Genomic DNA, 21925 nt, shown 5'->3' on the forward strand with positions numbered 1-21925 from the left:
TGCGAGAACCGCACCCTGAGCTTCAGGGAATGATCGCCATGGCCGAAGGCCGCCTCGTGATCGGCAACCGCCGCTACTCCTCCTGGTCGCTGCGCGGCTGGCTGCCGGTGATGCTCACCGGCCTCGACGTGGAAGTGCAGGTCATCCCGCTCGCCGGCGGCAGCACGCCGGCCATCAAATCCGCCACGCCGGCCGGCCTCGTGCCCTATCTGGAGCATCGCGGCGCGCGCATCTGGGAGAGCCTGGCCATCGGCGAATACTGCGCGGAGATCATGCCGAAGCTGTGGCCGTCGAACCGGATCGCCCGTGCGCAGGCCCGCAGCGTGGCCTCGGAGATGCATGCCGGCTATCGCGAGCTGCGCATGGCCATGCCGATGAATCTCGGCCGTGAATTCCCGGGCCTGCGCCGCACCGAGGGCGCGCTGGCCGACATCATCAGGATCGAAGCGCTCTGGGCCGAATGCCTGGATGGGCATGGCGGGCCCTTCCTGTTCGGCGCGGACTTCACGATCCCCGACGTGATGTTCGCGCCGGTCTGCGCGCGCTTCCTCACCTGGCAGCCGGAGCTCTCCGCGAAGAGCCGCGCCTATGTGGACGCCGTGCGAGCGCATCCGCTGGTGGACCGGTGGTACCGCGACGCCGCGGCCGAGCCGGCGGACTGGCTGCTGGCGAAATACGAGGAGATCGCCTGATGGCGGAGACCGCGCTCGCGCTCGATCATGTCGGCGTCTGCAACATGGAGCTCGGGCCAATGACGGCGGCCTATGAGGCGCTGGGCTTTTCCCTCTCGCCCATCGCGCAGCAGTCCGGCCGCCGCACGCCGACCTCCGAGGTGGAGCTCTACGGTTCGGGCAACCGCTGCGCCTTCCTCACGCATGGCTATATCGAGCTGCTGGCGGTGCTGGACCCCGCGCGCTTCGACAACGATCTCGGCCGCTTCACCGCGCGCTATGGCGGGGTGCATATCCTCGCCCTCGGCGTGGACGATCCGGAGGCCAACCTCGCGCGGATGCGCCGCGCGGGCATTCCCATCCCGGGCGTCGCGCATCTCCAGCGGCCGGTCGAGGCCGGCGGGCCGATCGCGAAGTTTTCCCGGCTTCCCTATCCCGACGCGCCGGAAGGCCGGATCCAGCTCATCCAGCACCACACACCCGAGCTGGTCTGGCAGAAGCGCTGGATGGACCACGCGAACAAGGCCGAGGCGCTGACCGAGCTGATCCTGGTGAGCGCCGACCCCGCCGTGACGGCAGCGCGGCTGTCGAAGCTCACGGGCATCGTGATCGAGCCCCGGCTGGCCGGCGGCTTTCTCCTCCGCTTCCCCGGCGGCGCGCGCGTGGCCGGGCCGGAAGCGCCGGTCATCGAGACGCGCGTCTCCATCCTCGCCCCCGAGGACCTGGATGCGACCTTGCCCGGCGTCGCCATCCCCGCCCTGCCCTTCATGGCCGGCATGTATGTGAAGACCTCGGACGGCAACGCGGCGGTGCGGAAGCTGCTCGCGGGCAAGCCGGTGGTGGAGCTGCCGGGCGGCGCGCTGCTGGTGCCGCCGGCGCTCGCCGCGGGGGCGGCGCTGGTCTTTCACCCGTGAGCGCCTCCGCCATCGGGCGGAGCCTGCGCATCTATCACGCACCGGAGCGGCGGCCGGCGCTGGATGCCTTTCATCGGCGCTTCCTCGCGCCGGGCGAGCTGGCCTTCGACATCGGCTGCCATGTGGGCGACCGTGCCGCCAGCTTCCGGCGGCTCGGAGCGCGCGTCGTTGCGGTGGAGCCGCAGCCACGGCTGGCGCGGGCGCTGCGGCTGATCTTTCGCGGCGATCCGGATTTCACCCTGGTCTCGTCCCTCATCGGTGCGAGCGAGGGTGATTCCGTGCTCCGCCTCAACAGCGCCAACCCGACCGTCGCCACTGCCAGCGAGGCTTTCGTCGCCGCGGCCGCCGGCGCGCCCGGCTGGGAGGGCCAGGTCTGGGATGCCGAGATCACCCTGCCCCGCACCACGCTGGATGCGCTCGCCGCGCGCCATGGCATGCCCGATTTCGTGAAGATCGACGTGGAGGGCTGGGAGGCGGAGGTGCTGGCCGGCCTCTCCGCGGCGCCGCGCACGCTGTCCTTCGAGTTCACGACCATCCAGCGCGAGGTGGCCCTGGCCGGCCTGGAGCGCCTGACCGCGCTGGGCTACAGCGCCTTCAGCGCCTGCCTGGGCGAGAGCATGCGCTGGGCATTCCCCGCGCCCGTCGCTGCCGGAGCGATGGCGGAATGGCTCGTCGCGCTGCCGGTCGAGGCGAACAGCGGCGATATCTATGCGTCATTGGAACCGGGACGCCTGATCGCTCTCCCCCTGGGCGCCGGCTATCGTTTCGATCGCGACGAGGCCAGTCAGCGCTGAACTTCCTCCGGCGTCGCCGCCACGCCACGCGACACCAGCCAGCGCGCGAACCCTGGCGAAGAGGTCCAGACGCAGAAGGGAATCGCCAAGACCAGCCCGCCCGCCCAGGGCAGCGCGAACCCGATCGCCCAGGGTGCCCACGCCGCCAGCACGCCGAAGGCCAGGACCCCCGCCAGCGTGTGCGGCCAGAGCAGCCGCGCCGCGTCGCCCCAGGAGACGCCGCGATCCGCCCGGTTCTGCGGGCTCCAGCCCATCCGCGCGCCGAAGGGCAGCGCCAGCAGGAAGCGTGCCTTGTTGAGGTTGCTGATGGGCGAGAGCAGCGTCGTGAACAGGATTTCCGCTCCCGCCCCCGCCAGAACGGCTCCGCGTCCCCCATAGCGCGCCGCCTGCGCCGGCTGAGCGAGGAGCTGCACATAGCCGGCCAGCTTCGGCGCGTGCTGGGCCAGCCAGAAGACCAGCATCAGCAGGACCAGGCACGCCGTCGGTACCGCATCGAAGCCGCCCGTCGCCGCGATCGCCACGGCCAGCGCGAAGGCCAGCACCCAGAGCGGCGCGCAGAGGAAGAGCAGGATCGCCTGGAGCAGCTGGAAGCGCGACATCACGTCGAGCCCCGGCAGCCGCAGCAGGGAAAAATACTGCATGTTGCCCGCGGCCCAGCGCAGGTCGCGCGCCATGAATTCGGGCAGCGCCGGCGGATTGCCCTCGAGGCTCCCCTCCTCCTCCGGCAGGCACCAGACGCCCCAGCCCGCGCCATGGAGGCGCACCGCCTCCACCTGGTCGTGGCTGAGAATGGTCGAGCCGTCGGGCAGGGCCTCCAGCTTGCCGTGCTCGCGGAAGGGCGCGATGCGGATCAGGGCGTTATGGCCCCAATAGGGACCCTTCGGCCCCTGCCACCAACCCTGTCCCGTCGCCCAGGCGCGCATGCCCGCCCGCATGCCGAACTGGAAGAGCCGCGGAAACGGCGCCGCGACGGGCCTGCCGACGATGAGCTGCTGGAGGATGGCGATCCTGGGCTCGGCATCCAGCGCCGCGACCAGCTTCAGCACGGCCGCCGGCGTCATCACGGAATCCGCGTCGAGGCAGAGGAGGTAGTCGTAACCCGCGCCCTCGGCCTCCAGGAACTCCATCACGTTGCCGGCCTTGAAGCCGGTGTTTTGCGAACGGCGGCGAAGATGGATGCGCCCGGCATCATTGGGCCGGGCCTCGCGGAAGCCTTGGATGGCCGCGTCCTCGGCTGCCCGGAGGTCCGGGTCCTGCGTGTCGGACAGGAACCAGAGGTGGAAGTGGCCGGCCGGCAGCCCGTCGAGCATCGGGCCGAGCGGCCGAAACACCGGCCCCATCTCCTCGTTGCGCAGGCAGAGGGCGACGACCGTGCGCCCGCGCGGCGATCCCGGCCGCAACCCGCGCATCGCCGGCACCACATGGGCCGGCGGATCGGGCGTGAGGAGAAGGATCGCCAGCCCGATCAGCGCATTGCCGGAGGCCAGCGCGATCCAGGGGCTGAGGAGGAGAAGCGCCGCCAGGAAGGCGGCGTCGAGCGGCGAGAGCCCGTCGGAGGCCAGGAGGCGGAAGGCCGCCAGGCCCATCGTGCCGCAGAACAGGACACCGAAGAGAAGGAGGGCGATGCGTCTGGCCGGCATCAGCCCTGGATACCGGGGATTTGTGCCCGAAGCACGGCGCCTCCGGAACGGAGACGCCTCCCCCGTCGATCAGGCGGAGATGATCTTCCAGGCGACATGGCCGAGGACGCCGACCAGGGCCGCAGTGGCGGCCAGCAGCGTGAAGCGCAGGGCGGCCAGGACGATTTCGCCGCGCTGGATCTGGCCACGATGAATCTCGGAACGTTGCGACATTCTCAAATTCCTTACATCAGCGGGTTTTATCTGCCCTCTTTATACAGATCGCCCGACGAAATGAAACCAGGAATTGTGCTGAAATCGTATTTTGTTGATTTATTGGATTTTGTCTCCAAATTTCGACAAATCCATGACCCACACGATCAGCTGGTCAACTCGCCCCGGAAGGCATCCAGCAGCTTCAGCGACCCGTCGCGCTGGACGAGGTGCCAGAAGGTCCACCCATTGCAGGAGGGCGCCTCCTGCACCGCCGCGCCCACCGCATGGATGGAGCCGCGGGCCGTGCCGCAGCTCACCGTCCCGTCGGCGAGCACCGTCGCCGTCCAGCGCCGGTGCCGGTCGGTCAGCGCCTCGCCGGCGGCGACGAGGCCGCGCTCCACCAGGTTGCCGAAGGGGATACGCGGCTGCTCGCGGCGCGTGGGCGTCGCCATCATCGCCTCCTCGGCGAGGGGCTGGATTCCATCGACGCGCTCCTGCGCCGCCGCTGCGTAGGTCGGGTCGCGCTCGATGCCGACGAAATGGCGGCCCAGCCGCTTCGCGACGGCCGCCGTCGTCCCCGAGCCGAGAAAAGGGTCCAGGATCACATCGCCGCGCTGCGTACAGGAGAGGATGACGCGGTGCAGCAGTGCCTCGGGCTTCTGCGTCGGATGGACCTTGCCACCCGCCTTGTCGCGCAGCCGCTCGCCACCCGTGCAGAGCGGGATGAACCAGTCGCTGCGCATCTGCAGGTCGTCGTTCAGCGCCTTCATGGCGGCGTAGTTGAAACGGTACTTCGCCTCCTGCCCGCGCGCCGCCCAGATCAGCGTCTCATGCGCATTGGTGAAGCGGCGTCCCCGAAAATTCGGCATCGGGTTGGCCTTGCGCCAGATCACGTCGTTCAGGATCCAGAAGCCGAGGTCCTGCAGCGCCGTCCCGAGCCGGAAGACGTTGTGGTAGCTGCCGATCAGCCAGAGCGTGCCGTCCTTGCGCAGCACGCGGCGGCACTCGGTGAGCCATTCGCGGGTGAAGGCGTCATAGGTCGCGTAGTCGGCGAAGCGGTCCCATTCGTCGTCCACCGCATCGACCAGGCTGTGGTCCGGCCGGTGCAGCGTGCCGCGGAGTTGGAGGTTGTAGGGCGGGTCGGCGAAGATCGCGTGCACGGAGGCCGGCGGCAGTCCCCGCAGCTCCTCGATGCAGTCGCCCACCAGAATCTTGTCGAGCGGCACGTCGAGCCCAGCGCCCAAGGGACGGTTTTCCTTCGCGAATCGGGAGCCGACAATGCGGGGCGCCGAGTCGAGCCGTCAACAGCCTGCCGCTAGGCGGCGATGCTTTCCCAGAGCCCGTGGCGAAAGAGCAGCCCCGGATCCAGGCGCCGCTTCGCCGCGACGAACTCGTCCAGCCGCGGGTAGGCGCGCGCGATCTGGTCGCGCCGGGCGTGGCGCCGATAGGGAAGATAGAAGCTGCCGCCGAGCTCCAGCACCCGGTCGATGAGCGCCTGGGTCATGCCGCGCATGGCGGCATCGGCTTCCGCGCTGCGGCGCTGAGCGAAGGACATGACGGCCGAGATGCGGCGCGCCGGCGCGAAGGCCAGGACGGCGTCGCCGTCCGGCTCGACGAAGCGCAGCGTCACATTCAGCAGGTCCTGCCCCGACGAGGGGATGATCGCGCGGCAGGCGTCGAGGAAGCCGGCCAGCCCCTCGGGCGGCAGGAAGTACTCGTGCAGGATATCGGTGACGTCCGGGTCCGTGCCGGCCAGCAGCGAGACGGGCTCATTCAGCAAGGCGTTGCGCGTGGCGGCGGCGGGAAGGCGGGGCGCGAGCGAGGCCTCCATCCACCAGCGAAAATCCTTGCCGAGCTCGGAGCCCGTCTGGTTGCGGTAGACCCGCCGCGTGAGGCCCGGGAAGGCGCCGCCCAGGCCGGCCCGCGGCAGGCCCTCCGGCGGCGTCGGCACGGCGCGGTAGCCGATCATCGCGGCCTCGCCCAGGAAGTCGGAGGCGGCGACGTTCAGCCGCCCATAGGCCATGGCCACCCCGGGATCGGTGCAGAGCGCCACGAAGCGCGGCGCGAACTCCGCGGCCGGCATGCGCGCGAAGGACGGCGCGAGCAGCGCGTTCGGGACGATGCGGAAGTCGAGCTCCAGGAGGATGCCGACCAGCCCGTACCCGCCCGCCGACAACCGGAAGAGCTCCGCATTCCCGTCGCGCGAGCAGGTGACCACCTCGCCGCTCGCCAGCATCAGCCGCAGCGCCGTCACGGTGCTGGCGAAGGGGCCGTGCGGCACCGGCCAGCCATGCGCGTTCACCGCGAAGGTGCTGGCGACGCCGAAATCATGGTTGGACTGCATGACCGCGGGCGAGAAGCCGAGCGGGTCGAGCGCGGCGATGACGTCGCTCCAGCGCGTCCCGGCCGTCGCCCGACAGGTGCCGGAGGCCAAGTCGGGCCGGCATCCGGCCGGGGCCAGCGTGATGGCCGTGCCGCCCGGCGCCAGGCTCTGCCCGCCCATGGAATGCCGCGCGGCGCCGAGCGCCACCGGCCGCCCGGCCTCCCTCGCCGCGCGCAGCTCGTCGCGGAGCCGGTCCACGAGCGGATCCTGCGCCCCGATCACGACATGCCGCGCGACGAGGGTCGCGTTGAGCCGGCTGGCATCGTCCAGGACCAGGGGATCCGCCGGGGCCACGCATCCGGCGGCAAGCGCGGCACCCAGCAGGGGCCGGCGGCCGACGGTGATGCGCGATTCTCCCATGGCCCGGATTCAGGCCGTCAGCAGCGCGCCCTGCAAGGCCTCTTCGACGGGCGCGAAGCCCCGGCGATGGTGCGGGCAGGCCCCATGCGCCCGCAGCGCGGTCCGGTGGCGCTCGGTCGCATAGCCGAAATGCTGGCCGAAGCCGTAGGCGGGCCAGCGCTGGCAGAGCTTTCGCATGCCGGCGTCGCGCACCGTCTTGGCCATGATCGAGGCCGCGGCGATCGAGAGGCTCAGCCCGTCCCCGCCGATCACGCATTCCACGCGGCAGGGCATGGGCGGCGGCCGGTTGCCGTCCACCAGCACCACCTCGGGCGCGACGGCGAGGCGCGTCACGGCGCGGCGCATGGCGAGCAGGGTGGCCTGGAGGATATTGATGCGCCCGATCTCGGCGGCAGAAGCGGCGCCGACCGCCATGACCAGCCAGCCCTTCCCGGCCGCCTCGCGCAGGGCCAGCGCGGCCTCCAGCCGCTGCGGCTCGGACAGCCGCTTCGAATCGTCGAGGAGCTTCGCCAGCTTGCGCGGGCAGGGGCGGAGGAACAGGACAGCGGCCGCCATCACTGGCCCGGCCAGCGGGCCGCGGCCGGCCTCGTCCACCCCCGCGACACGCCCCCCGAACGAGGCTTCCAGGCTGAAATCCGGCATGACGCAAGCTTTAGCGCCGGTCCCAAGGGACGCGCGAGCGATTCGCTCCCGAGAAAATAGACGATACAGCCATAGGTTGCTGGAATCTTAACGGCCCCACCCGGCATGGTTGCTCGCATGCAGATGAACCAGCTCCTTGCCGCCACCGCCCAGGCCGGATTTCCTGCCCAAAAGCGAGGCGTCTTTACGAAGCCTTCATCCCTTCGGTGGAGGGTGGTGCGCATGATCAGCACCAACTCCCTCGCGGCCTTCACGCAGGAGGTCACGCGCACCCGTCCCGGCGCCGAACCCTCGCCGGTCCAGCGCAACGCCCGCGCGGACCAGCCCCAGGCGGAGCCGGTGGCCCAACGCAAGCTCGAGGCAGTCCCGCCGCCCCCGGCGCGGCCGCTGCCTCGCGGCTCGCTGCTGGACCTCCGGGTTTGAAGGCTTCAACATTTGCACGGATTGTCTGGTCCTGAGGCGAGGCAGACATCGAAGTGCCCGGAATCAGGGCACAGCCCAAAAGGGCCTGTTGCCGCTCTGCAACACTATGCCTTCTTTATAACCTCCCGACTTGCCGTTGACATGGTTTTGCAGCCTTTATGATCGCGACACGTCCGACCACGAAAGGTTCAAGATTTCATGCGCAAGCTTCTGCTCGCCCTGACCGCCGCCGTCGGCCTCGCTGCCGCCGCGCCCGCCTCGGCCCAGATCGTCCTCGGCGAGACCGGCCTGACGCTATCGCCCACGGCCACGGTCGCGAGCGACTACCTCTTCCGCGGCATCAGCCAGACGCGTTCGCGCGTGGCCTATCAGGGTGCGGCCGAGCTGGTGCATTCCAGCGGCTTCTACATCGGCACCTTCATCTCCAACGTGCGCTTCGCCGGCACGGACGCCCGACAGGAGGTCGACGCCTATGGCGGCTACCGCTTCTCGGCCTTCGATTTCAACTTCGACTTCGGCGGCATCGGCTACCTCTATCCGGGCTACAGCCGCGCCCCCGGCACCTTCAACCTCGACTACTTCGAGGCCTATGCGAAGGTCACCCGCGAGATCGGCCCGGTCACGCTGCTCGGCTCGCTCAACGGCTCGCCGAACTACTTCGGCCAGTCCGGCACGGGCATCTACATCGAGGGCGGCGCCGACTGGAAGACGGGCATCTACGACGTCACCCTCGGCGGCCGGGTCGGCTACCAGTGGATCGAGCGCAACCCGCGCTTCGGCACGCCGGACTACGCCTGGTGGGGCATCAGCCTGAGCCGCGACTTCGTCCTGCCGGTCATCGGCAACACGGTCACGCTCAGCGTCGGCTACTACGACACGTCGATCAGCCGCAGCGACTGCATCTACGGCACCTCGCAGAACATCTGCGGCGCCCGTGCGCTGGGCCAGCTGACCTTCAAGTTCTGATCGGTATCCCTGGCCCGCGGCGACGCGGGCCAGCCTTCGCGAACGGCGCCCGGGCTCCCCTCCCTGGCGCCGTTTTCGTTTTCGGGCCGGGATTGACCGTAGCGGGCGATCAGGCCGAGGTTGCGCGCCAATAGAGAGGATGCCTCATCATGCGTTGCCTCCCGATCGCCCTGGCCTGCGCCCTCGCCGCGCTGCCCGCGCTCGCCCAGGATCGCCCCGCCATCACGCCCACCCGCGACGTCTCGGTCGCCTACCGCGCCACCGGCCAGGGCCCGGGCAACGGGGCGGAGATGCGCATCTCCTGGATCGCCGCCAGCGGCCTCATGCGCGTCGACATGCCCGGCGGCCAGGGCTTCATGGTGGCCGACATGCGCGGGACCTCGCCCGGCTTCATGGTCATGGAAGCCCAGCGGATGATCATGGACGTTCCCGTCAGCCAGCTCCCCGCCGCCAGCATGCAGCCCAGCGCCAGCGCCCGCTTCACGCGCGAGGGCACGGCGCGCATCGCCAGCACCGACTGCACGATCTGGCGCATGGAGGACCAGGGCCGCTCGGGCCGCGCCTGCCTCACCGCCGACGGCGTCATGCTTCGCGCCGAGGGCGACGGCCGCCAGGGCCAGATCGAGGCGACCTCCGTCGCCTACGGCCCGCAGGATCCCGCGCGCTTCCAGCGCCCCAGCGGCTACCAGGCCTTCCAGATGCCGGCGGGCGTCCCCGGCGGGGGCATGCCGCGCGGGACCGCCCTGCCGCCGCCGGGCATGACACCCCCCGGCCGCTGAATCGCGGCGTGAAATGGCGTCCAGGGCCTTTCTTTGGCCCTGGAGCAGCCCCACAAACAGGGGATGAACCGCCGCACGCTTCTTGCCGCCCCCGCCCTTCTCGCGCCCGTCCCGCTCGCCGCGCAGACTCAGCCCGCCCAGGGCCAGGCCGAGGCGATCGCCCGGGTCGAGGCCTATTTCAACGCCATGACCACCTTCAAGGCCCGCTTCCTGCAGGTGGCGCAGGGCGGCGGCTCGGCCGAGGGCACGGCCTGGATCTGGCGCCCCTCGCGCATGCGCTTCGAGTACGACCCGCCGGAGCCCACCCTGCTGATCGCGGCGGACAGCCAGTTCTTCCACTTCGACCGCGAGCTCCAGCAGCCGACCGTGGTGCCGCTCTCCTCCACCCCGCTGAGCGTGCTGCTGCGCTCGCCGCTGCGCCTCTCGGGCGACGTCACCGTCGCCGGCGTCGAGCGCGCCCGGGGGCTGCTGGCGGTGACGGTCTTCCGGACCGCGCAGCCCTCAGAGGGCCGCATCACCCTCATCCTCGAGGAGAATCCGATGGTGCTGCGGCAATGGGTGGTGCTGGACGCGCAGGGCCGCAGCACGCGAGTCACCCTGACCCAGATCGAGACGGGACAGCGCTTCGATCCCTTCCTCTTTGCCTTCAACGACCCGCGCTTCCGCGAGCAATTGCAGCAGGGACGGTGAAAAAACGTCCAGATGCCGTTGATTCCGCCTTGAATCCGCCGCATCCGCTTGGTTTGTTGCATGCATGAGACCGCTGATCGGCATCTCCTGCTGCATTAAGGCCTTTGGCGCCTTCAACACCCCGAACCACGCCGCATCGGACAGCTATGTCCGTGTCGTGCTCGGCCCCGTGGGCGGCATCCCGGTGCTGCTGCCCGCCGCCGGCGAGGCCCTCGTGCCGGAGATCCTGCCGCGACTCGACGGGCTGATCCTGACCGGCAGCCGCAGCAACGTCTGGCCCGGCCATTACGACGGCCCCGCCCATGCCGAGGGCACGCCCGAAGATATCAGGCGCGACTCGACCACGCTGCCGCTCATCCGCTCCGCCATCCAGATGGGCGTGCCCGTGCTGGCGATCTGCCGCGGCATGCAGGAGCTGAACGTGGCCCTCGGCGGCAGCCTCGACCAGCGCATCCAGGACCTGCCGAGCCGGATGGACCATTCCACCCCCTCCGACCAGCCGATCCCGGCCGTCCGCACGGGGAAGGCCCATGGCGTCCGCCTGGCGCCGGAGGGGATGCTGCACGAGTTGGCCGGCACCATGGTCGTTCCCGTCAATTCCCTGCACAATCAAGGTGTTCAGCGCCTGGCCCCGCGGCTCGACGCCATGGGCTGGGCGCCCGACGGCACCGTCGAGGCCGTGAAGGTCCGCGATAGCAGGGGCTATGCCTGGGGCGTGCAGTGGCACCCGGAATACGACTGGGAGCGCGACGACTTCAGCCGCCGCATCTTCGAGCGGTTCGGCGAGGCCTGCATGGCCTGGTCGCAGGCGAGGTATGCGCGGCAAGCGGCCGAGTAGGCGTCCGAATAGACTTTGCGTCCAGATTAAGGCTGCGCTATGCTTCCCAAGCCGGTGGCGGTTCAACCACCGGCAGGACGCGTCGGTTCCCCCTAATCGGCTCGCCCGACCATTCCGATCGGAAGTGAACTGTTGGGCGCCCGACCACCCCCCTGGTCGGGCGCTTTCCGTTTCGGGGCTCCGTTTCCGCAGCCGCCGCCGGTTCCCCAATCCGCAGATCGCGAAACTGTCATCGCGCCCGAAGTCGGGTCAATAGCCAATCCGGCCCCGATTTCCCTGCGGATCATTCTGCTTTAGACGCGAGGGCGGACCTGTCCAGGAGCGTCTCGTGCCCAGCTACGTCGTCACCCCGCCCGCCACCTCCGCCGTGCCCGTGAAGGGCAGCAGCGAGCTCTTCCCCGTGCGCCGGATCTTCTGCGTCGGCCGCAACTACGCCGAGCATGCGATCGAGATGGGCAGCGATCCGACCCGCGAGCCGCCCTTCTACTTCACCAAGCCCTTCGACGCGATCGTGACCGGCGGCGCCGACATGCCCTATCCGAGCGTCACCAAGTCGCTGCACCACGAGATGGAGCTGGTCGTCGCCATCGGGAAGGGCGGCAAGAACATCGCCATCGCCGATGCGCTGGACCATGTCTGGGGCTATTGCGCCGGCCTCGACATGACGCGCCGCGACATCCAGAACGAGGCCAAGAAGACCGGCCGCCCCTGGGACATGGGCAAGGGTTTCGACCTCTCCGCCCCGATGGGCGACCTCATCCCCGCCGCCGGCTTCGATCCTTCAAAAGGAAAGATCGAGCTGAAGGTGAACGGCAAGGTCACGCAGACCTCCGACCTCTCCAAGCTCATCTGGTCGGTGCCCGAGGTGATCGCGAACCTCTCCGAGCTGGTCGAGCTGGCGCCGGGCGACCTCATCATGACCGGCACGCCCGAGGGCGTCGCGGCCGTGGTGAAGGGCGACGTGCTGGAAGGCTTCGTCGAGGGCGTCGGCGAGGTGAAGACCAAGATTGTTTAAGTCTTGTCGCATTTTCCGAGTCGCCGGGCGAAGAGGCCCGGCTTGAAAATGCTCCGATGAGTCGCTCCCTCCGGGTGGCGACCTGGAACATCAACTCCGTCCGCCTCCGGCTCCCGCTGCTGCGGGAGCTGGATGCGGTGCTGCGGCCGGACGTGCTCTGCCTGCAGGAGACCAAGTGCCCGGACGAGCACTTCCCGCATGAGGACATCAAGGCGCTGGGCTTCGAGCACGTCGCCGCGAGGGGGATGAAGGGCTACAACGGCGTCGCGATCCTCTCGCGCATCCCGTTCACGCACCGCGCGAACGATCCCGACTGGTGCATGAAGGGCGACTGCCGGCATGTCGGCGTGACGCTGGACGCGCCGGGCGGCCCGATCGACCTGCACGACTTCTACGTGCCCGCCGGCGGCGACATCCCCGATCGCGAGCTGAACGTGAAGTTCGGCCACAAGCTCGACTTCGTCGCCGAGGCCACGGCCTGGTTCGCGTCGCAGGGCGAGGCCAGGCGCTCCATCCTGGTGGGCGACCTCAACATCGCGCCGCTGGAGCACGACGTCTGGTCGCACAAGCAGCTGCTGAACATCGTCTCGCACACGCCCGTCGAGGTGGAAGCGCTGACGCAATGGCAACGCGCGGCCAACTGGGTCGACGCGCTCCGCCACTTCGTGCCGGCGGACCAGAAGATGTACACATGGTGGTCCTACCGCGCGAAGGACTGGGAGGCCGCCGATCGCGGCCGGCGGCTCGACCACATCTGGGTCAGCCCCGACCTGGAGGGCAGCCTGGTGCGCCACCAGATCCTCAAGCCCGCCCGCGGCTGGGAGCGCGCGAGCGACCATGTCCCCGTGCTGGTCGAGCTGTCGCTCTGAGGCAAGGCCGGCGCTGCGGATTGGGAATCGGACCCGCCCGGCGCTAGATTGCGCCGCATGAACCGGATCTATCGCTTCGTCACGCTGGACGTCTTCACGAGCACCCGCTTCGGCGGCAACCAGCTCGCGGTCTTCCCCAATGCGCAGGGCCTCTCGGATGCCGAGATGCAGTCGCTCGCGAGCGAGTTCAATCTCAGCGAGACCACCTTCGTCCTGCCGGCGAACGATCCGGCGAACACCGCCCGCGTCCGCATCTTCCACCGCACGGCGGAGATGCCCTTCGCCGGCCACCCGAACGTCGGCACCGGCTACGTGCTGGCCGACTGGGCGCGCGGAGGGCTGCTGAAGTTCGAGGAGATCGCCGGGCTCGTGCAGGTCCGCGTGGATCGCGACGCCTCGGGCGCCCTCCTAGGCACGACCATTTCCGCGCCCCAGCCGCTGACCGTCGGTCCCGAACTTCCCGTCGAGCTCGCCGCCGCCTGCGCCGGCATTTCGCCCGCGGGCATCGTCACCGCCCGCCACGCGCCGGTGCTGGCCAGCGACGGCGGCAATCCCCGCCTCATCTTCGAGGTGACGCCCGAGGCGATGGCCGCCGCCGCGCCCGACCTCGCCGCCTTCCGCCAGGCCGTGGCGACGACATCAGCGCTCGGCGGCAAGCTGTCGGTCTATCTCTATCGCCCGGAGGGGGACGGCCTGCGGACCCGGATGTTCTCGCCGCTCGCCGGCACCTGGGAGGATGCAGCCACCGGCAGCGCCGCGACGCCGCTGGCGGGCTTGCTGCTCTCGATCTCCTCCGCGGAGAGCGGCGCCTGGGACATCACCCAGGGCGTCGAGATGGGCCGCCCCTCGCTGCTGCGCACGACGGCCCGGCGCACGCCGGAGGGCATCTATGCCACCGTCGGCGGCAGCTGCGTGACGATGTTCGAGGGCACGGTCCGGCTATAGGTCAACCGGCCGTCAGGGCGTCCGCGTGACGGTCACCCGGCTATAGGGCGTGGCCTGACCGGAGACCTTGCCCAGCTCGATGATCTCCAGCGGCTTGCCCGGGAAGCGCGCGCGGAAGCGGTCGATGGAGTAGTCGCAGCAGGTCCGGCAGCAGTTGATCTCCGAGACCAGCGTGACGGATTTCACGGCCTGCACGGCGGGCAGCAGCCGCGCCTGCGCCGCCGCCTGGACGCGCTGCCCGCCCACGACCGCGCGATAGAAGGCGAGTTGCGGTCCCCGCGGCGGATTGGCCGGCGGTGCCGAGGAAAACGGCTGCTCGCGGATCGTCGGCGCGGCGGTCAGGAAGTTGAGCAGTTTCGGCTCGGTGTGCAGCTGCGCCATGCCGTCGCAGCCGAAGCGCTGGCCCTGCGGCAGCAGCGCATAGGTGTCCGGCACCAGGTTGAGGTGCAGCCGGATGGAGACCGGGATGGCGGAATCATTGGAATAGGCGGCCAGCACCGCCGTCCCGCCCGTCGTCAGCTCGACGATGGCGAGGCAGATGTTGTGCCCCTCCGTGTCGTAGCGCGTCTTGTAGGAGAGCGCGCGGTTGAGCTCCTCGCGCAGCACGGCGATGGCCATCTCGGCATCCCCGCGCCTTGCATCGGCCGGTATCGCCATCCGCGCGCTCCTGTTCCGCCCTCGTACCGTAGGACTCTCAGGCGCCGAAATTCAAGTCCAAGGCATGAAATACCGTCTCGCTTGAGCCGCCGGGGCCCTTCGTGCTTTTCTCGATCCAAATCGAAGAGGAAACGACCATGCGACGCCGCACCCTTGCCGCCCTCGCTCTGGGCGGCGCTTCGTCTTTCCCGCTGCCCACCCTGGCCGCGCCGCAGGACCGGCGCTTCGACAGCGCCGGCGTGCCCATCCGCTTCATCGAGGACGGCACGGGCGAGCCCGTCATCCTCATCCACGGCTACACCACCAACACCGAGCGCCAATGGGTGCAGACCGGCGTCTTCCCCGCCGTCGCCGCCCGCTACCGGACCATCGCGCTCGATGCGCGCGGCCACGGCCAGAGCGGCAAGCCGCACGACCGCGCCGCCTACGGCCCCGAGATGGGCCGCGACATCTCGCGGCTGATGGATCACCTCTCGATCCCGAGGGCGCATATCGTCGGCTATTCCATGGGCGCGCATATCGTCGCCCAGCTCGCCACGCTGGAACCGCAGCGCTTCCTGACGCTCACCCTGGGCGGGGCGCCCGGCCGCCTCGGCTGGACCGCGGAGGACCAGCGCCGCGTGGACATCGAATCCGCCGAGATGGACGAGGGCCTGCTGCGCTCGCAATTCATCCGGCTCTGGCCGCGCGACCGCCAGCCGCCCAGCGAGGCGGAGATCCGCGCGGATTCCGAGCGGCGCCTGGCCGGCCAGGATGCGCGCGCCCTGGCCGCCGTCCGCCGCTCCAACCCCGACCAGGTGGTGCCGATCGAGCGGCTGGCCGCGGTGCCCATGCCGGTGCTGGGCATCGTCGGCACGGCCGATCCCTATCTGCGCGGCTTCGAGCAGCTGAAGGCGGCGATGCCGGCGCTCCAGCTCGTCACCATTCCCGGCGCGAGCCATGGCAGCGCACCTGGCACACCGCAGTTCCGCGAGGCGCTGCTCGCCTTCCTGCAGGCGCACCCGGACTCGACGGCCGGCTAACCGGCGAGACGCGCCCCGATCCGGAGCACGTGCTCCACGTCGCTCTCGTCGTTCCACATGTGGAAGGCGAAGCGCAGCAGCCCGCGGCGGATGGTGAAGTCCACGCCCTCGGCCTTCAGCGCGGCGGCGAAGGCATCGAGCTTCGCGTCGCCCGTGGCCTCCGGGCCGCCGGCCAGGTTGCGCGCGCCGATGGTGACCATGTGGCTCTGCGCCTCCGGGAAGGGCGGGCGGTTCACCGGCCAGCCCTGCTGCGCCAGCCCCTCGGCCAGCCGCTTCGCCAGCGCGGTCACGCGGCGCTCGATGTTGGCGACGCCCACCTCCAGCGTCTCGCCCATCGCGGCGTGCGCAGCGGTCAGGCCGAGATAGTTGAGGTGGCCCAGCTCGAAGCGCTGCGCGTCCTCGCGGAAGGCGAATTTCCGCCCTTCGAAGGCGGAGTAGTGGCCGCCGGTCGCGATCGCCGTGCGCGCCACCGCCATCGGCGTCAGCTTGGTGATCCATTCCTTGCGGACATACAGGAGGCCCTGGCCGCGCAGGCCGTTCATCCCCTTGCTGGTGCTGGTGACCAGCGCGTCGATCATCTCGCGCTCCACATCGAGCCGCATGACGCCGAGGCACTGCACGCCATCCACCAGCAGCAGCGCGCCCGCCGCCCGCGCCGCGGCGCCGATGGTCGCAAGGTCGGTCCGGAAGCCCGGCGTGAAGGTGACGGCGGAGGCGGCGACCAGCCGCGTGCGGCCGTCGATCGCCTCGGCCATGGCCGGCGCGTCGATGGCGCCGCGGTCCGGCGCGATGACGCGGACCTCGACGCCGAAGCGCTGCGAGATGAGTTCCCAGAGATAGACGTTGTTGGCGTGCTCCAGCTCCTCGCTGACCACCACATTGTCGCCTTCCTGCCAGGACAGCGCGGTCGCGATGGCGTTCAGCCCCTCGGAGACGTTGCGCGTGAACGCGATCTCCCCGGGCGAGGCGTTGATCAGCTGGGCGAAGCGCGCGCGGGTCTCGTCCTTCATCGTCGTCTCGGCGATGTCGCCGGCGACGACCTCGTGCTCGGCGGCCAGGCGCGAGGTCACCGCGGCATGCACCGCCTCCGACAGCAGGCCCCGCGAGCCGAGATTCAGGTAGGTGCTGCGTGTGGCCACGGCATAGCGCGCTCGGATCGCGGGCCAATCCGGCGCGGGGGACAGTCTCTGGCGATCGGGAACTTCGTTCATGGACGTCCTCTCCGGTTCAGAAGTTGCGGCCTTGCGCCAGCTCGGCCTCGAGATGTCGGGCCCGGAACGAAAGGAAGGCGCAAATGACGAAATAGAGCAAGGCGACAAACAGATAGGCCTCGACGTAGTAGCGGGACCAGGCGGGGTCCTCGAGCGCGGCCATGGCGCCGCCCAGCACGTCGAAGAGCCCGATCACCACCAGCAGCGAGGTGTTCTTGAAGGCGCGGATCACGTCGTTGGCCAGCGCCGGCACGGCGATGCGCAGGGCCTGCGGCAGGATCACGCGCGTCGTGCGCGCCCAGGCGCCGAGGCCGAGCGCCCGTGCCGCCTCCTCCTGCCCGCGCGGCAGGGCCTGGAGGCCGCCGCGCACCGCCTCGGCCGCATAGGCCGCGAAGAACAGCGCCATGCCGAGCTGGGCGCGCAGCAGCTTGTCCGGGTTCATGCCCTCCGGGAGGAAGAGCGGCACCAGCAGCGAGGCCATGAAGAGCACGTTCACCAGCGGCAGGCCGCGCACCACCTCGACATAGCCGCGCGAGACGCCGCGCAGCACCGGCAGCTCGCTGCGCCGGCCGAGCGCCAGCACCACCGCGAGCGGCATGCCCAGCGCCACCGTGCCGACGAAGAGCAGGACGGTCAGCGGCAGCCCGCCCCAGCGTCCCGTCGGCACGTAGCTCAGGCCGAGGATGCCGCCCGCCTGGAGGACCAGCGCCGCGGCGATGGCAGCGATCCAGGCGGCGAGCAACGCGCGCGACCAGAGGGCACGGATCGTGGTGATCGCCGTCATGGCGCCGAGCAGCAGGACCACCAGCCCACCACGCCATTGCTGGTCATAGGGATAGGTGGCGAAGAGGATGACGCGCCATTTCTCCCCGATCACGGCCCAGCAGGCGCCGGCGGCCATGCGGCAGGCGGCCGGGTCCGGCGTGGCGAAGACGGCCTGCGCCACCAGCCAGCGCCACAGCGCGGGACCAGCCCAGAGGCACAGGGCGGCGATCGCGAGCGTCAGCAGGATGCTGACGGGGCCGGCGAAGAACTCGCGCCGCAGCCAGCCGCCGATCCCCGGATGCGGCACGGGCGGCGGGGGTCTTGCGCCGAGCTCGATGGCGATCCCCTGGTCCATCCCTCAGCGCTCCCGCAGCAGGACGGCGCGGTTGTAGCGGGCCATGGCGGCGCCGATGACGAGGCTGATCAGCAGGTAGACCGCCGACATCAGCAGCACCGCCTCCACCACGTGCCCCGTCTGCGCGAGCGTGGTGTTGGAGATGTTCACCACGTCCGGATAGCCGATCGCGACGGCAAGGGAAGAATTCTTGACCAGGCTCACATATTGCGCGGCCAGCGGCGGCACCATGACGCGCAGCGCCTGCGGCATCACCACAAGGCGCGAGATCTGTCCCGGCCTCAGCCCCAGGGCCCGCGCCGTCTCCACCTGCGCCTTCGGCACGGAGAGCACGCCGCCGCGCACGATCTCCGCCACGAAGGCGGCGATGTAGAGCGACAGCCCCAGGAACAGCGCCACGAATTCCGGGCTCACCGACACGCCGCCGCGGATGGCGAGCCCGCGCACGGCGGGCCACTCCATCGCGAGGGGCGCGCCCATCACGGTCCAGGCGACGATCGGCGCAGGGATCGTCAGCGCCACCACCGGCCAGAGCACCGGCCATCCCCGGCGCCGCGCCAGCACGGCCCAGCCAACGGCCAGCACGGCGCCGGCCAGCAGCGCCAGCCCCACCATGTCCCAGACCGGATCGGCCCTGGGCCAGGCCAGCGCCACGCCGCGGTTGCTGATGAGCATCCCTTCCACCGGGCGCAGCGCCTGGCGCGGCCCGGGCAGGCGCGTGATGAGCCAATACCAGAAGATGATCTGCAGGAGCTGCGGCGTGTTGCGGAAGAGCTCGACATAGGCGCCCGACAGCGCCCGCGCGCCGAGGTTCGGCGAGAGCCGCATCAGCCCCAGCACCACGCCGAGGATCGTCGCCGCCACGATGGCGAAGGCGGAGACCTTCAGCGTGTTCAGCAGTCCCACGAGGAAGGCGCGCGCATAGGTGTCGCTGGGCTGGAAGCGGATCGCGGATTCACCGATGCCGAAGCCCGCCTGCTCCCAGAGATAGGAAAACCCCATGGCGATGCCCCGCCGTCCCAGCGCGTCGGCCGCATTGCCGAGGCACCAGGCGAAGGCGCCGAGAAGGACGGCCAGCAGCGCGGCCTGGATCAGGACCTCGCGCGGGCGCCAGGGCCTCGCGGGCGGCACGTCAGTTGAAGGGCGGCGCGTAGATCAGCCCGCCCCGGCTCCAGAGGTCGTTGATGCCGCGCGGCAGCCGCAGCGCCGAGCCCGCGCCGAAGTTGCGGTCATAGACCTCGGCGTAGTTCCCCACGCTCTGGATCACGCGATAGGCCCAGCGCTCGTCGAGGCCCAGGGCGCGGCCGAAGCCCGGGATCACGCCCAGGAAGCGCCGCATGGCCGGATCCTCGGAGCCCAGCGCCTGCTCGAGGTTGGCCGTGGTCAGCCCCATCTCCTCCGCCTCGATCAGCGCGTTGATCACCCAGGTCACGATGTCGCGCCATTGCTCGTCGCCGTGGCGCACGGCCGGCGCCATCGGATCGCGCCCGAAGACCTCGCGCAGGATGACGAAGTCGTCCGGGTTGGAGGCGAAGGTGGCGCGCTGCGAGGCGAGGCCGGAGGTCGTCTGCACGTTCACGTCGCAACGGCCGGAGAAGAAAGCCTGGGCCAGCTCCTGCTGCTTGTCGATGACGACGGGCGTGTAGCGCATGTTGTTCCGCGCGAAGACGTCGGCCACCACGCGCTCCGAGGTCGTGCCGGGCGCCACGCAGACGGTGGCCCCGTCCAGGTCGCGCACCGAGGTCGCGTTCAGCGAGCGCGGCACCATGAAGCCCTGCGCGTCGTAGAAGGTGACGGGCGCGAAGTTGAAGCCCATCGCGGTGTCGCGCGTCAGCGTGACGGTGACGTTGTTGGCGAGCAGGTCCACCTCGCCCGTCTGCAGGATGGGAAAGCGCGTCTGCGCCGTGGTGCGGACGTAGCGGACCTTGTTCGGGTCGCCGAGCACGGCGGCCGCGACGGCGCGGCAGGTGTCGACGTCCATGCCGGTCCACTCGCCGCGGCTGTCGAGCATGGAGAAGCCGGCGCGCGACCCGTGGATGCCGCAGATCAGCTCGCCGCGCTGGCGGACCACGTCGAGGGTCGCGGCCTGGGCGACGGATGCCACGGCCGCCAGCGCTCCGGCCGCCGCGAATGTCCAAAAGCCTCGCATCCCGATCCCCTTTGCCTGCTCCGCCAAACAAATGCGAGCAAGTTCCGTGCCGATATGCAAGCACCGAACGGGAAGGCGGCCGCTACGCCGTGATCTCGTCCAGCAGCGAGCGGCCCTCGGAGGTCCGGCTGCTCAGCATCGAGCCGAACTGGCGATGCTCGACGGGCGACCGGATGAACTCATGCGCGTGGCCCAGCGGGCCGTCGTCATAGGCGTCCCCGACACGGCGCGTCACGTCCGAGAGGCCCCAGGGGTGCCCGCCGACGGCATTCACGTTGATCCAGCGCCGTGCGCCCTGCCGGACCCGCCGGAAGAAGGCGGGGCCGGTGCCGCGGCCCACCGGGTCGATCGTGATGAGCAGGTCCAGCTTCCGGCCCGCGGCGCCCATTCGCTCGGCGATCTTCGCCGCGGTGTTGCCGCCCCAGCTATGGCCGATCAGCCGTATCAGCGTGGCCGGCGGCGGGCTTGCGATGAGCCGCTCGATCTGATGGCGCTGGTCGAAGGTGAACCGATGCGTGTGGAGGTCGGGATAGGCCTCCCGGAAGGCCTCCTCGAAGTGCAGCACGGCCCGCCCGAAGCTCTGGTCCAGGAACCCGCTGACGAGGATCACCAGCAGGGGGGAGGACGCAGACTCCATCAGCCCCGCTTCTTCTCCTCGATCGCGTCCCAGATCGCCTTCTCCAGGTACACGCCGTCGAACCGCGCCAGCTCCTGCAGCCCGGTCGGCGAGGTCACGTTGATCTCGGTGAGATGCCCGCCGATCACGTCGATCCCCACGAAGATCAGCCCGCGCGCCTTCAGCTCCGGCCCGATCCGCTCGCAGATCTCGCGCTCGCGGTCGGTCAGCACGGTCTTCTCCGGCCGGCCGCCGACATGCATGTTGCTGCGCGACTCGCCCTCGGCCGGGACGCGGTTGATGCCGCCCATCGCCACGCCGTCGATCAGGATCACGCGCTTGTCGCCCTGCCGCACGGAGGGCAGGTACTTCTGGACCATCAGCGGCTCGCGCGAGCGCTCCGTGAACATCTCAAGCAGCGAGTTCAGGTTGGAATCATCGGGCCTCAGATGAAACACGCCGGCGCCGCCATTGCCGAAGAGCGGCTTGATGATGATGTCGCCGTGCTTCTCCCGGAACTTTTTGATCTCGCGCACGTCCGAGGAGACCAGCGTCTCCGGCATCAGCTCCGGGAACTTGAGGACGAACAGCTTCTCCGGCGCGTTGCGCACGCTGGCCGGGTCGTTCACCACCAGGGTCTTCGGGTGGATATGCTCCAGCAGGTGGGTGGCCGTGATGTAGGCCATGTCGAAGGGCGGGTCCTGGCGCATCAGCACCACGTCCACGTCCTTCGCGAGATCGAGCTCCACCGGCTCGCCGAAGGTGAAATGGTTGCCGCGCTCGCGCCGCACCTCGACCGGATGGCCATGCGCGACGACGCGGCCCGCATGCATCGAGAGATGCTTCACATGGTAGTGCCAGAGCGCATGGCCGCGCGCCTGGGCTTCCAGCATCAGGGCGAAGGTGCTGTCGCCATCGATGCCGATGGTCTCCATCGGGTCCATCTGGACCGCCACGCGCAACGCCATGCTCTTCCTCCGAAACCGTTCCGGAGATGTCGCATGGCCCAGCCTTGAGGCCAACTGG

The 21925-nt window shown here is 70.0% G+C and carries 24 protein-coding genes; 12 read left to right on the top strand and 12 right to left on the bottom strand.

The features are described from left to right. Positions 1 to 38: 38 nt before the first annotated feature. Genes AC1ROY_RS15190 through AC1ROY_RS15200 form a run of 3 tightly spaced genes read left to right on the top strand, consistent with a single transcriptional unit; the run spans position 39 to position 2379 of the window. Positions 39 to 692: a glutathione S-transferase gene (locus tag AC1ROY_RS15190; protein ID WP_493149685.1), complete on the top strand. Its 654-nt coding sequence runs from the start codon at positions 39 to 41 to the stop codon at positions 690 to 692. Continuing rightward, positions 692 to 1585: a VOC family protein gene (locus AC1ROY_RS15195; protein ID WP_493149686.1), complete on the top strand. Its 894-nt coding sequence runs from the start codon at positions 692 to 694 to the stop codon at positions 1583 to 1585. The genes AC1ROY_RS15190 and AC1ROY_RS15195 overlap by 1 nt, the downstream gene beginning before the upstream one ends. After that, positions 1582 to 2379 (top strand): FkbM family methyltransferase, encoded by a 798-nt coding sequence (locus AC1ROY_RS15200; RefSeq protein ID WP_493149687.1) that lies wholly within the window; start codon positions 1582 to 1584, stop codon positions 2377 to 2379. The genes AC1ROY_RS15195 and AC1ROY_RS15200 overlap by 4 nt, the downstream gene beginning before the upstream one ends. Here the strand turns inward: AC1ROY_RS15200 and mdoH are convergent. The 5 genes from mdoH to rnhB form a co-directional block, all read right to left on the bottom strand. After that, positions 2370 to 4019 (bottom strand): glucans biosynthesis glucosyltransferase MdoH, encoded by a 1650-nt coding sequence (mdoH, locus tag AC1ROY_RS15205; protein ID WP_493149688.1) that lies wholly within the window; start codon positions 4017 to 4019, stop codon positions 2370 to 2372. The genes AC1ROY_RS15200 and mdoH overlap by 10 nt on opposite strands. Positions 4020 to 4088: 69 nt before the next feature. Then, positions 4089 to 4232 carry a hypothetical protein gene (locus AC1ROY_RS15210; protein WP_493149689.1) on the bottom strand — a complete coding sequence of 48 codons (144 nt, stop codon included), beginning with the start codon at positions 4230 to 4232 and terminating at the stop codon, positions 4089 to 4091. Positions 4233 to 4378: 146 nt separating this feature from the next. Then, the gene (locus AC1ROY_RS15215) at positions 4379 to 5458 is read right to left on the bottom strand and encodes a site-specific DNA-methyltransferase (RefSeq protein ID WP_493149690.1); all 1080 of its coding nucleotides are present in this window, start codon (positions 5456 to 5458) and stop codon (positions 4379 to 4381) included. A 71-nt stretch (positions 5459 to 5529) separates the two neighbouring features. Further along, complete coding sequence (locus AC1ROY_RS15220) at positions 5530 to 6957, bottom strand: FAD-binding oxidoreductase (protein WP_493149691.1); 1428 nt, start codon at positions 6955 to 6957, stop codon at positions 5530 to 5532. 9 nt (positions 6958 to 6966) lie between these two features. Further along, positions 6967 to 7599, bottom strand: coding sequence for a ribonuclease HII (gene rnhB, locus AC1ROY_RS15225; protein WP_493149692.1), 633 nt, complete (start codon positions 7597 to 7599; stop codon positions 6967 to 6969). A gap of 222 nt (positions 7600 to 7821) precedes the next feature. On the opposite strand from rnhB, the gene AC1ROY_RS15230 reads away from it, so the two are divergent. The 8 genes from AC1ROY_RS15230 to AC1ROY_RS15265 all read left to right on the top strand — a co-directional run bounded on the left by AC1ROY_RS15230 (position 7822) and on the right by AC1ROY_RS15265 (position 14124). After that, a complete protein-coding gene (locus AC1ROY_RS15230) occupies positions 7822 to 8022 on the top strand; it encodes a hypothetical protein (protein WP_493149693.1) in 201 nt (66 codons plus the stop codon). Between the two features lie 198 nt (positions 8023 to 8220). After that, positions 8221 to 8988: a TorF family putative porin gene (locus AC1ROY_RS15235; RefSeq protein WP_493149694.1), complete on the top strand. Its 768-nt coding sequence runs from the start codon at positions 8221 to 8223 to the stop codon at positions 8986 to 8988. Positions 8989 to 9137: 149 nt separating this feature from the next. Beyond that, a complete protein-coding gene (locus tag AC1ROY_RS15240) occupies positions 9138 to 9767 on the top strand; it encodes a hypothetical protein (RefSeq protein ID WP_493149695.1) in 630 nt (209 codons plus the stop codon). A 63-nt stretch (positions 9768 to 9830) separates the two neighbouring features. Then, positions 9831 to 10457: a LolA family protein gene (locus AC1ROY_RS15245; protein WP_493149696.1), complete on the top strand. Its 627-nt coding sequence runs from the start codon at positions 9831 to 9833 to the stop codon at positions 10455 to 10457. Positions 10458 to 10521: 64 nt separating this feature from the next. Beyond that, positions 10522 to 11295, top strand: coding sequence for a gamma-glutamyl-gamma-aminobutyrate hydrolase family protein (locus AC1ROY_RS15250; RefSeq protein ID WP_493149697.1), 774 nt, complete (start codon positions 10522 to 10524; stop codon positions 11293 to 11295). 328 nt (positions 11296 to 11623) lie between these two features. Beyond that, positions 11624 to 12310: a fumarylacetoacetate hydrolase family protein gene (locus tag AC1ROY_RS15255; RefSeq protein ID WP_493149698.1), complete on the top strand. Its 687-nt coding sequence runs from the start codon at positions 11624 to 11626 to the stop codon at positions 12308 to 12310. A 56-nt stretch (positions 12311 to 12366) separates the two neighbouring features. After that, positions 12367 to 13179: an exodeoxyribonuclease III gene (locus AC1ROY_RS15260; RefSeq protein WP_493149699.1), complete on the top strand. Its 813-nt coding sequence runs from the start codon at positions 12367 to 12369 to the stop codon at positions 13177 to 13179. 57 nt (positions 13180 to 13236) lie between these two features. Beyond that, complete coding sequence (locus AC1ROY_RS15265) at positions 13237 to 14124, top strand: PhzF family phenazine biosynthesis protein (protein WP_493149700.1); 888 nt, start codon at positions 13237 to 13239, stop codon at positions 14122 to 14124. A gap of 12 nt (positions 14125 to 14136) precedes the next feature. Here the strand turns inward: AC1ROY_RS15265 and AC1ROY_RS15270 are convergent, their stop codons facing one another. Continuing rightward, positions 14137 to 14781, bottom strand: a complete 645-nt coding sequence (locus AC1ROY_RS15270; protein WP_493149701.1) for a hypothetical protein — start codon at positions 14779 to 14781, stop codon at positions 14137 to 14139. Between the two features lie 137 nt (positions 14782 to 14918). Between AC1ROY_RS15270 and AC1ROY_RS15275 the strand changes: the two genes are divergently transcribed. Continuing rightward, positions 14919 to 15803: an alpha/beta fold hydrolase gene (locus AC1ROY_RS15275; RefSeq protein ID WP_493149702.1), complete on the top strand. Its 885-nt coding sequence runs from the start codon at positions 14919 to 14921 to the stop codon at positions 15801 to 15803. On the opposite strand, the gene AC1ROY_RS15280 is transcribed toward AC1ROY_RS15275, so the two are convergent. The 6 genes from AC1ROY_RS15280 to gshB all read right to left on the bottom strand — a co-directional run bounded on the left by AC1ROY_RS15280 (position 15800) and on the right by gshB (position 21867). Further along, positions 15800 to 17014 (bottom strand): aminotransferase class V-fold PLP-dependent enzyme, encoded by a 1215-nt coding sequence (locus AC1ROY_RS15280; protein ID WP_493149703.1) that lies wholly within the window; start codon positions 17012 to 17014, stop codon positions 15800 to 15802. The genes AC1ROY_RS15275 and AC1ROY_RS15280 overlap by 4 nt on opposite strands. A gap of 16 nt (positions 17015 to 17030) precedes the next feature. Further along, positions 17031 to 18134 (bottom strand): amino acid ABC transporter permease, encoded by a 1104-nt coding sequence (locus AC1ROY_RS15285; RefSeq protein ID WP_493149704.1) that lies wholly within the window; start codon positions 18132 to 18134, stop codon positions 17031 to 17033. A 3-nt stretch (positions 18135 to 18137) separates the two neighbouring features. Further along, a complete protein-coding gene (locus AC1ROY_RS15290; protein ID WP_493149705.1) occupies positions 18138 to 19265 on the bottom strand; it encodes an amino acid ABC transporter permease in 1128 nt (375 codons plus the stop codon). A 1-nt stretch (position 19266) separates the two neighbouring features. Further along, positions 19267 to 20238: an amino acid ABC transporter substrate-binding protein gene (locus AC1ROY_RS15295; protein WP_493149706.1), complete on the bottom strand. Its 972-nt coding sequence runs from the start codon at positions 20236 to 20238 to the stop codon at positions 19267 to 19269. Positions 20239 to 20365: 127 nt separating this feature from the next. Further along, positions 20366 to 20920: a hypothetical protein gene (locus tag AC1ROY_RS15300; protein ID WP_493149707.1), complete on the bottom strand. Its 555-nt coding sequence runs from the start codon at positions 20918 to 20920 to the stop codon at positions 20366 to 20368. Next, on the bottom strand, positions 20920 to 21867 hold the full coding sequence (gene gshB, locus AC1ROY_RS15305) for a glutathione synthase (RefSeq protein WP_493149708.1): 948 nt from the start codon (positions 21865 to 21867) through the stop codon (positions 20920 to 20922). The genes AC1ROY_RS15300 and gshB overlap by 1 nt, the downstream gene beginning before the upstream one ends. Positions 21868 to 21925: the final 58 nt, after the last annotated feature.

This window comes from Roseococcus sp. GW821-FHT12F05 (genome assembly GCF_058806835.1).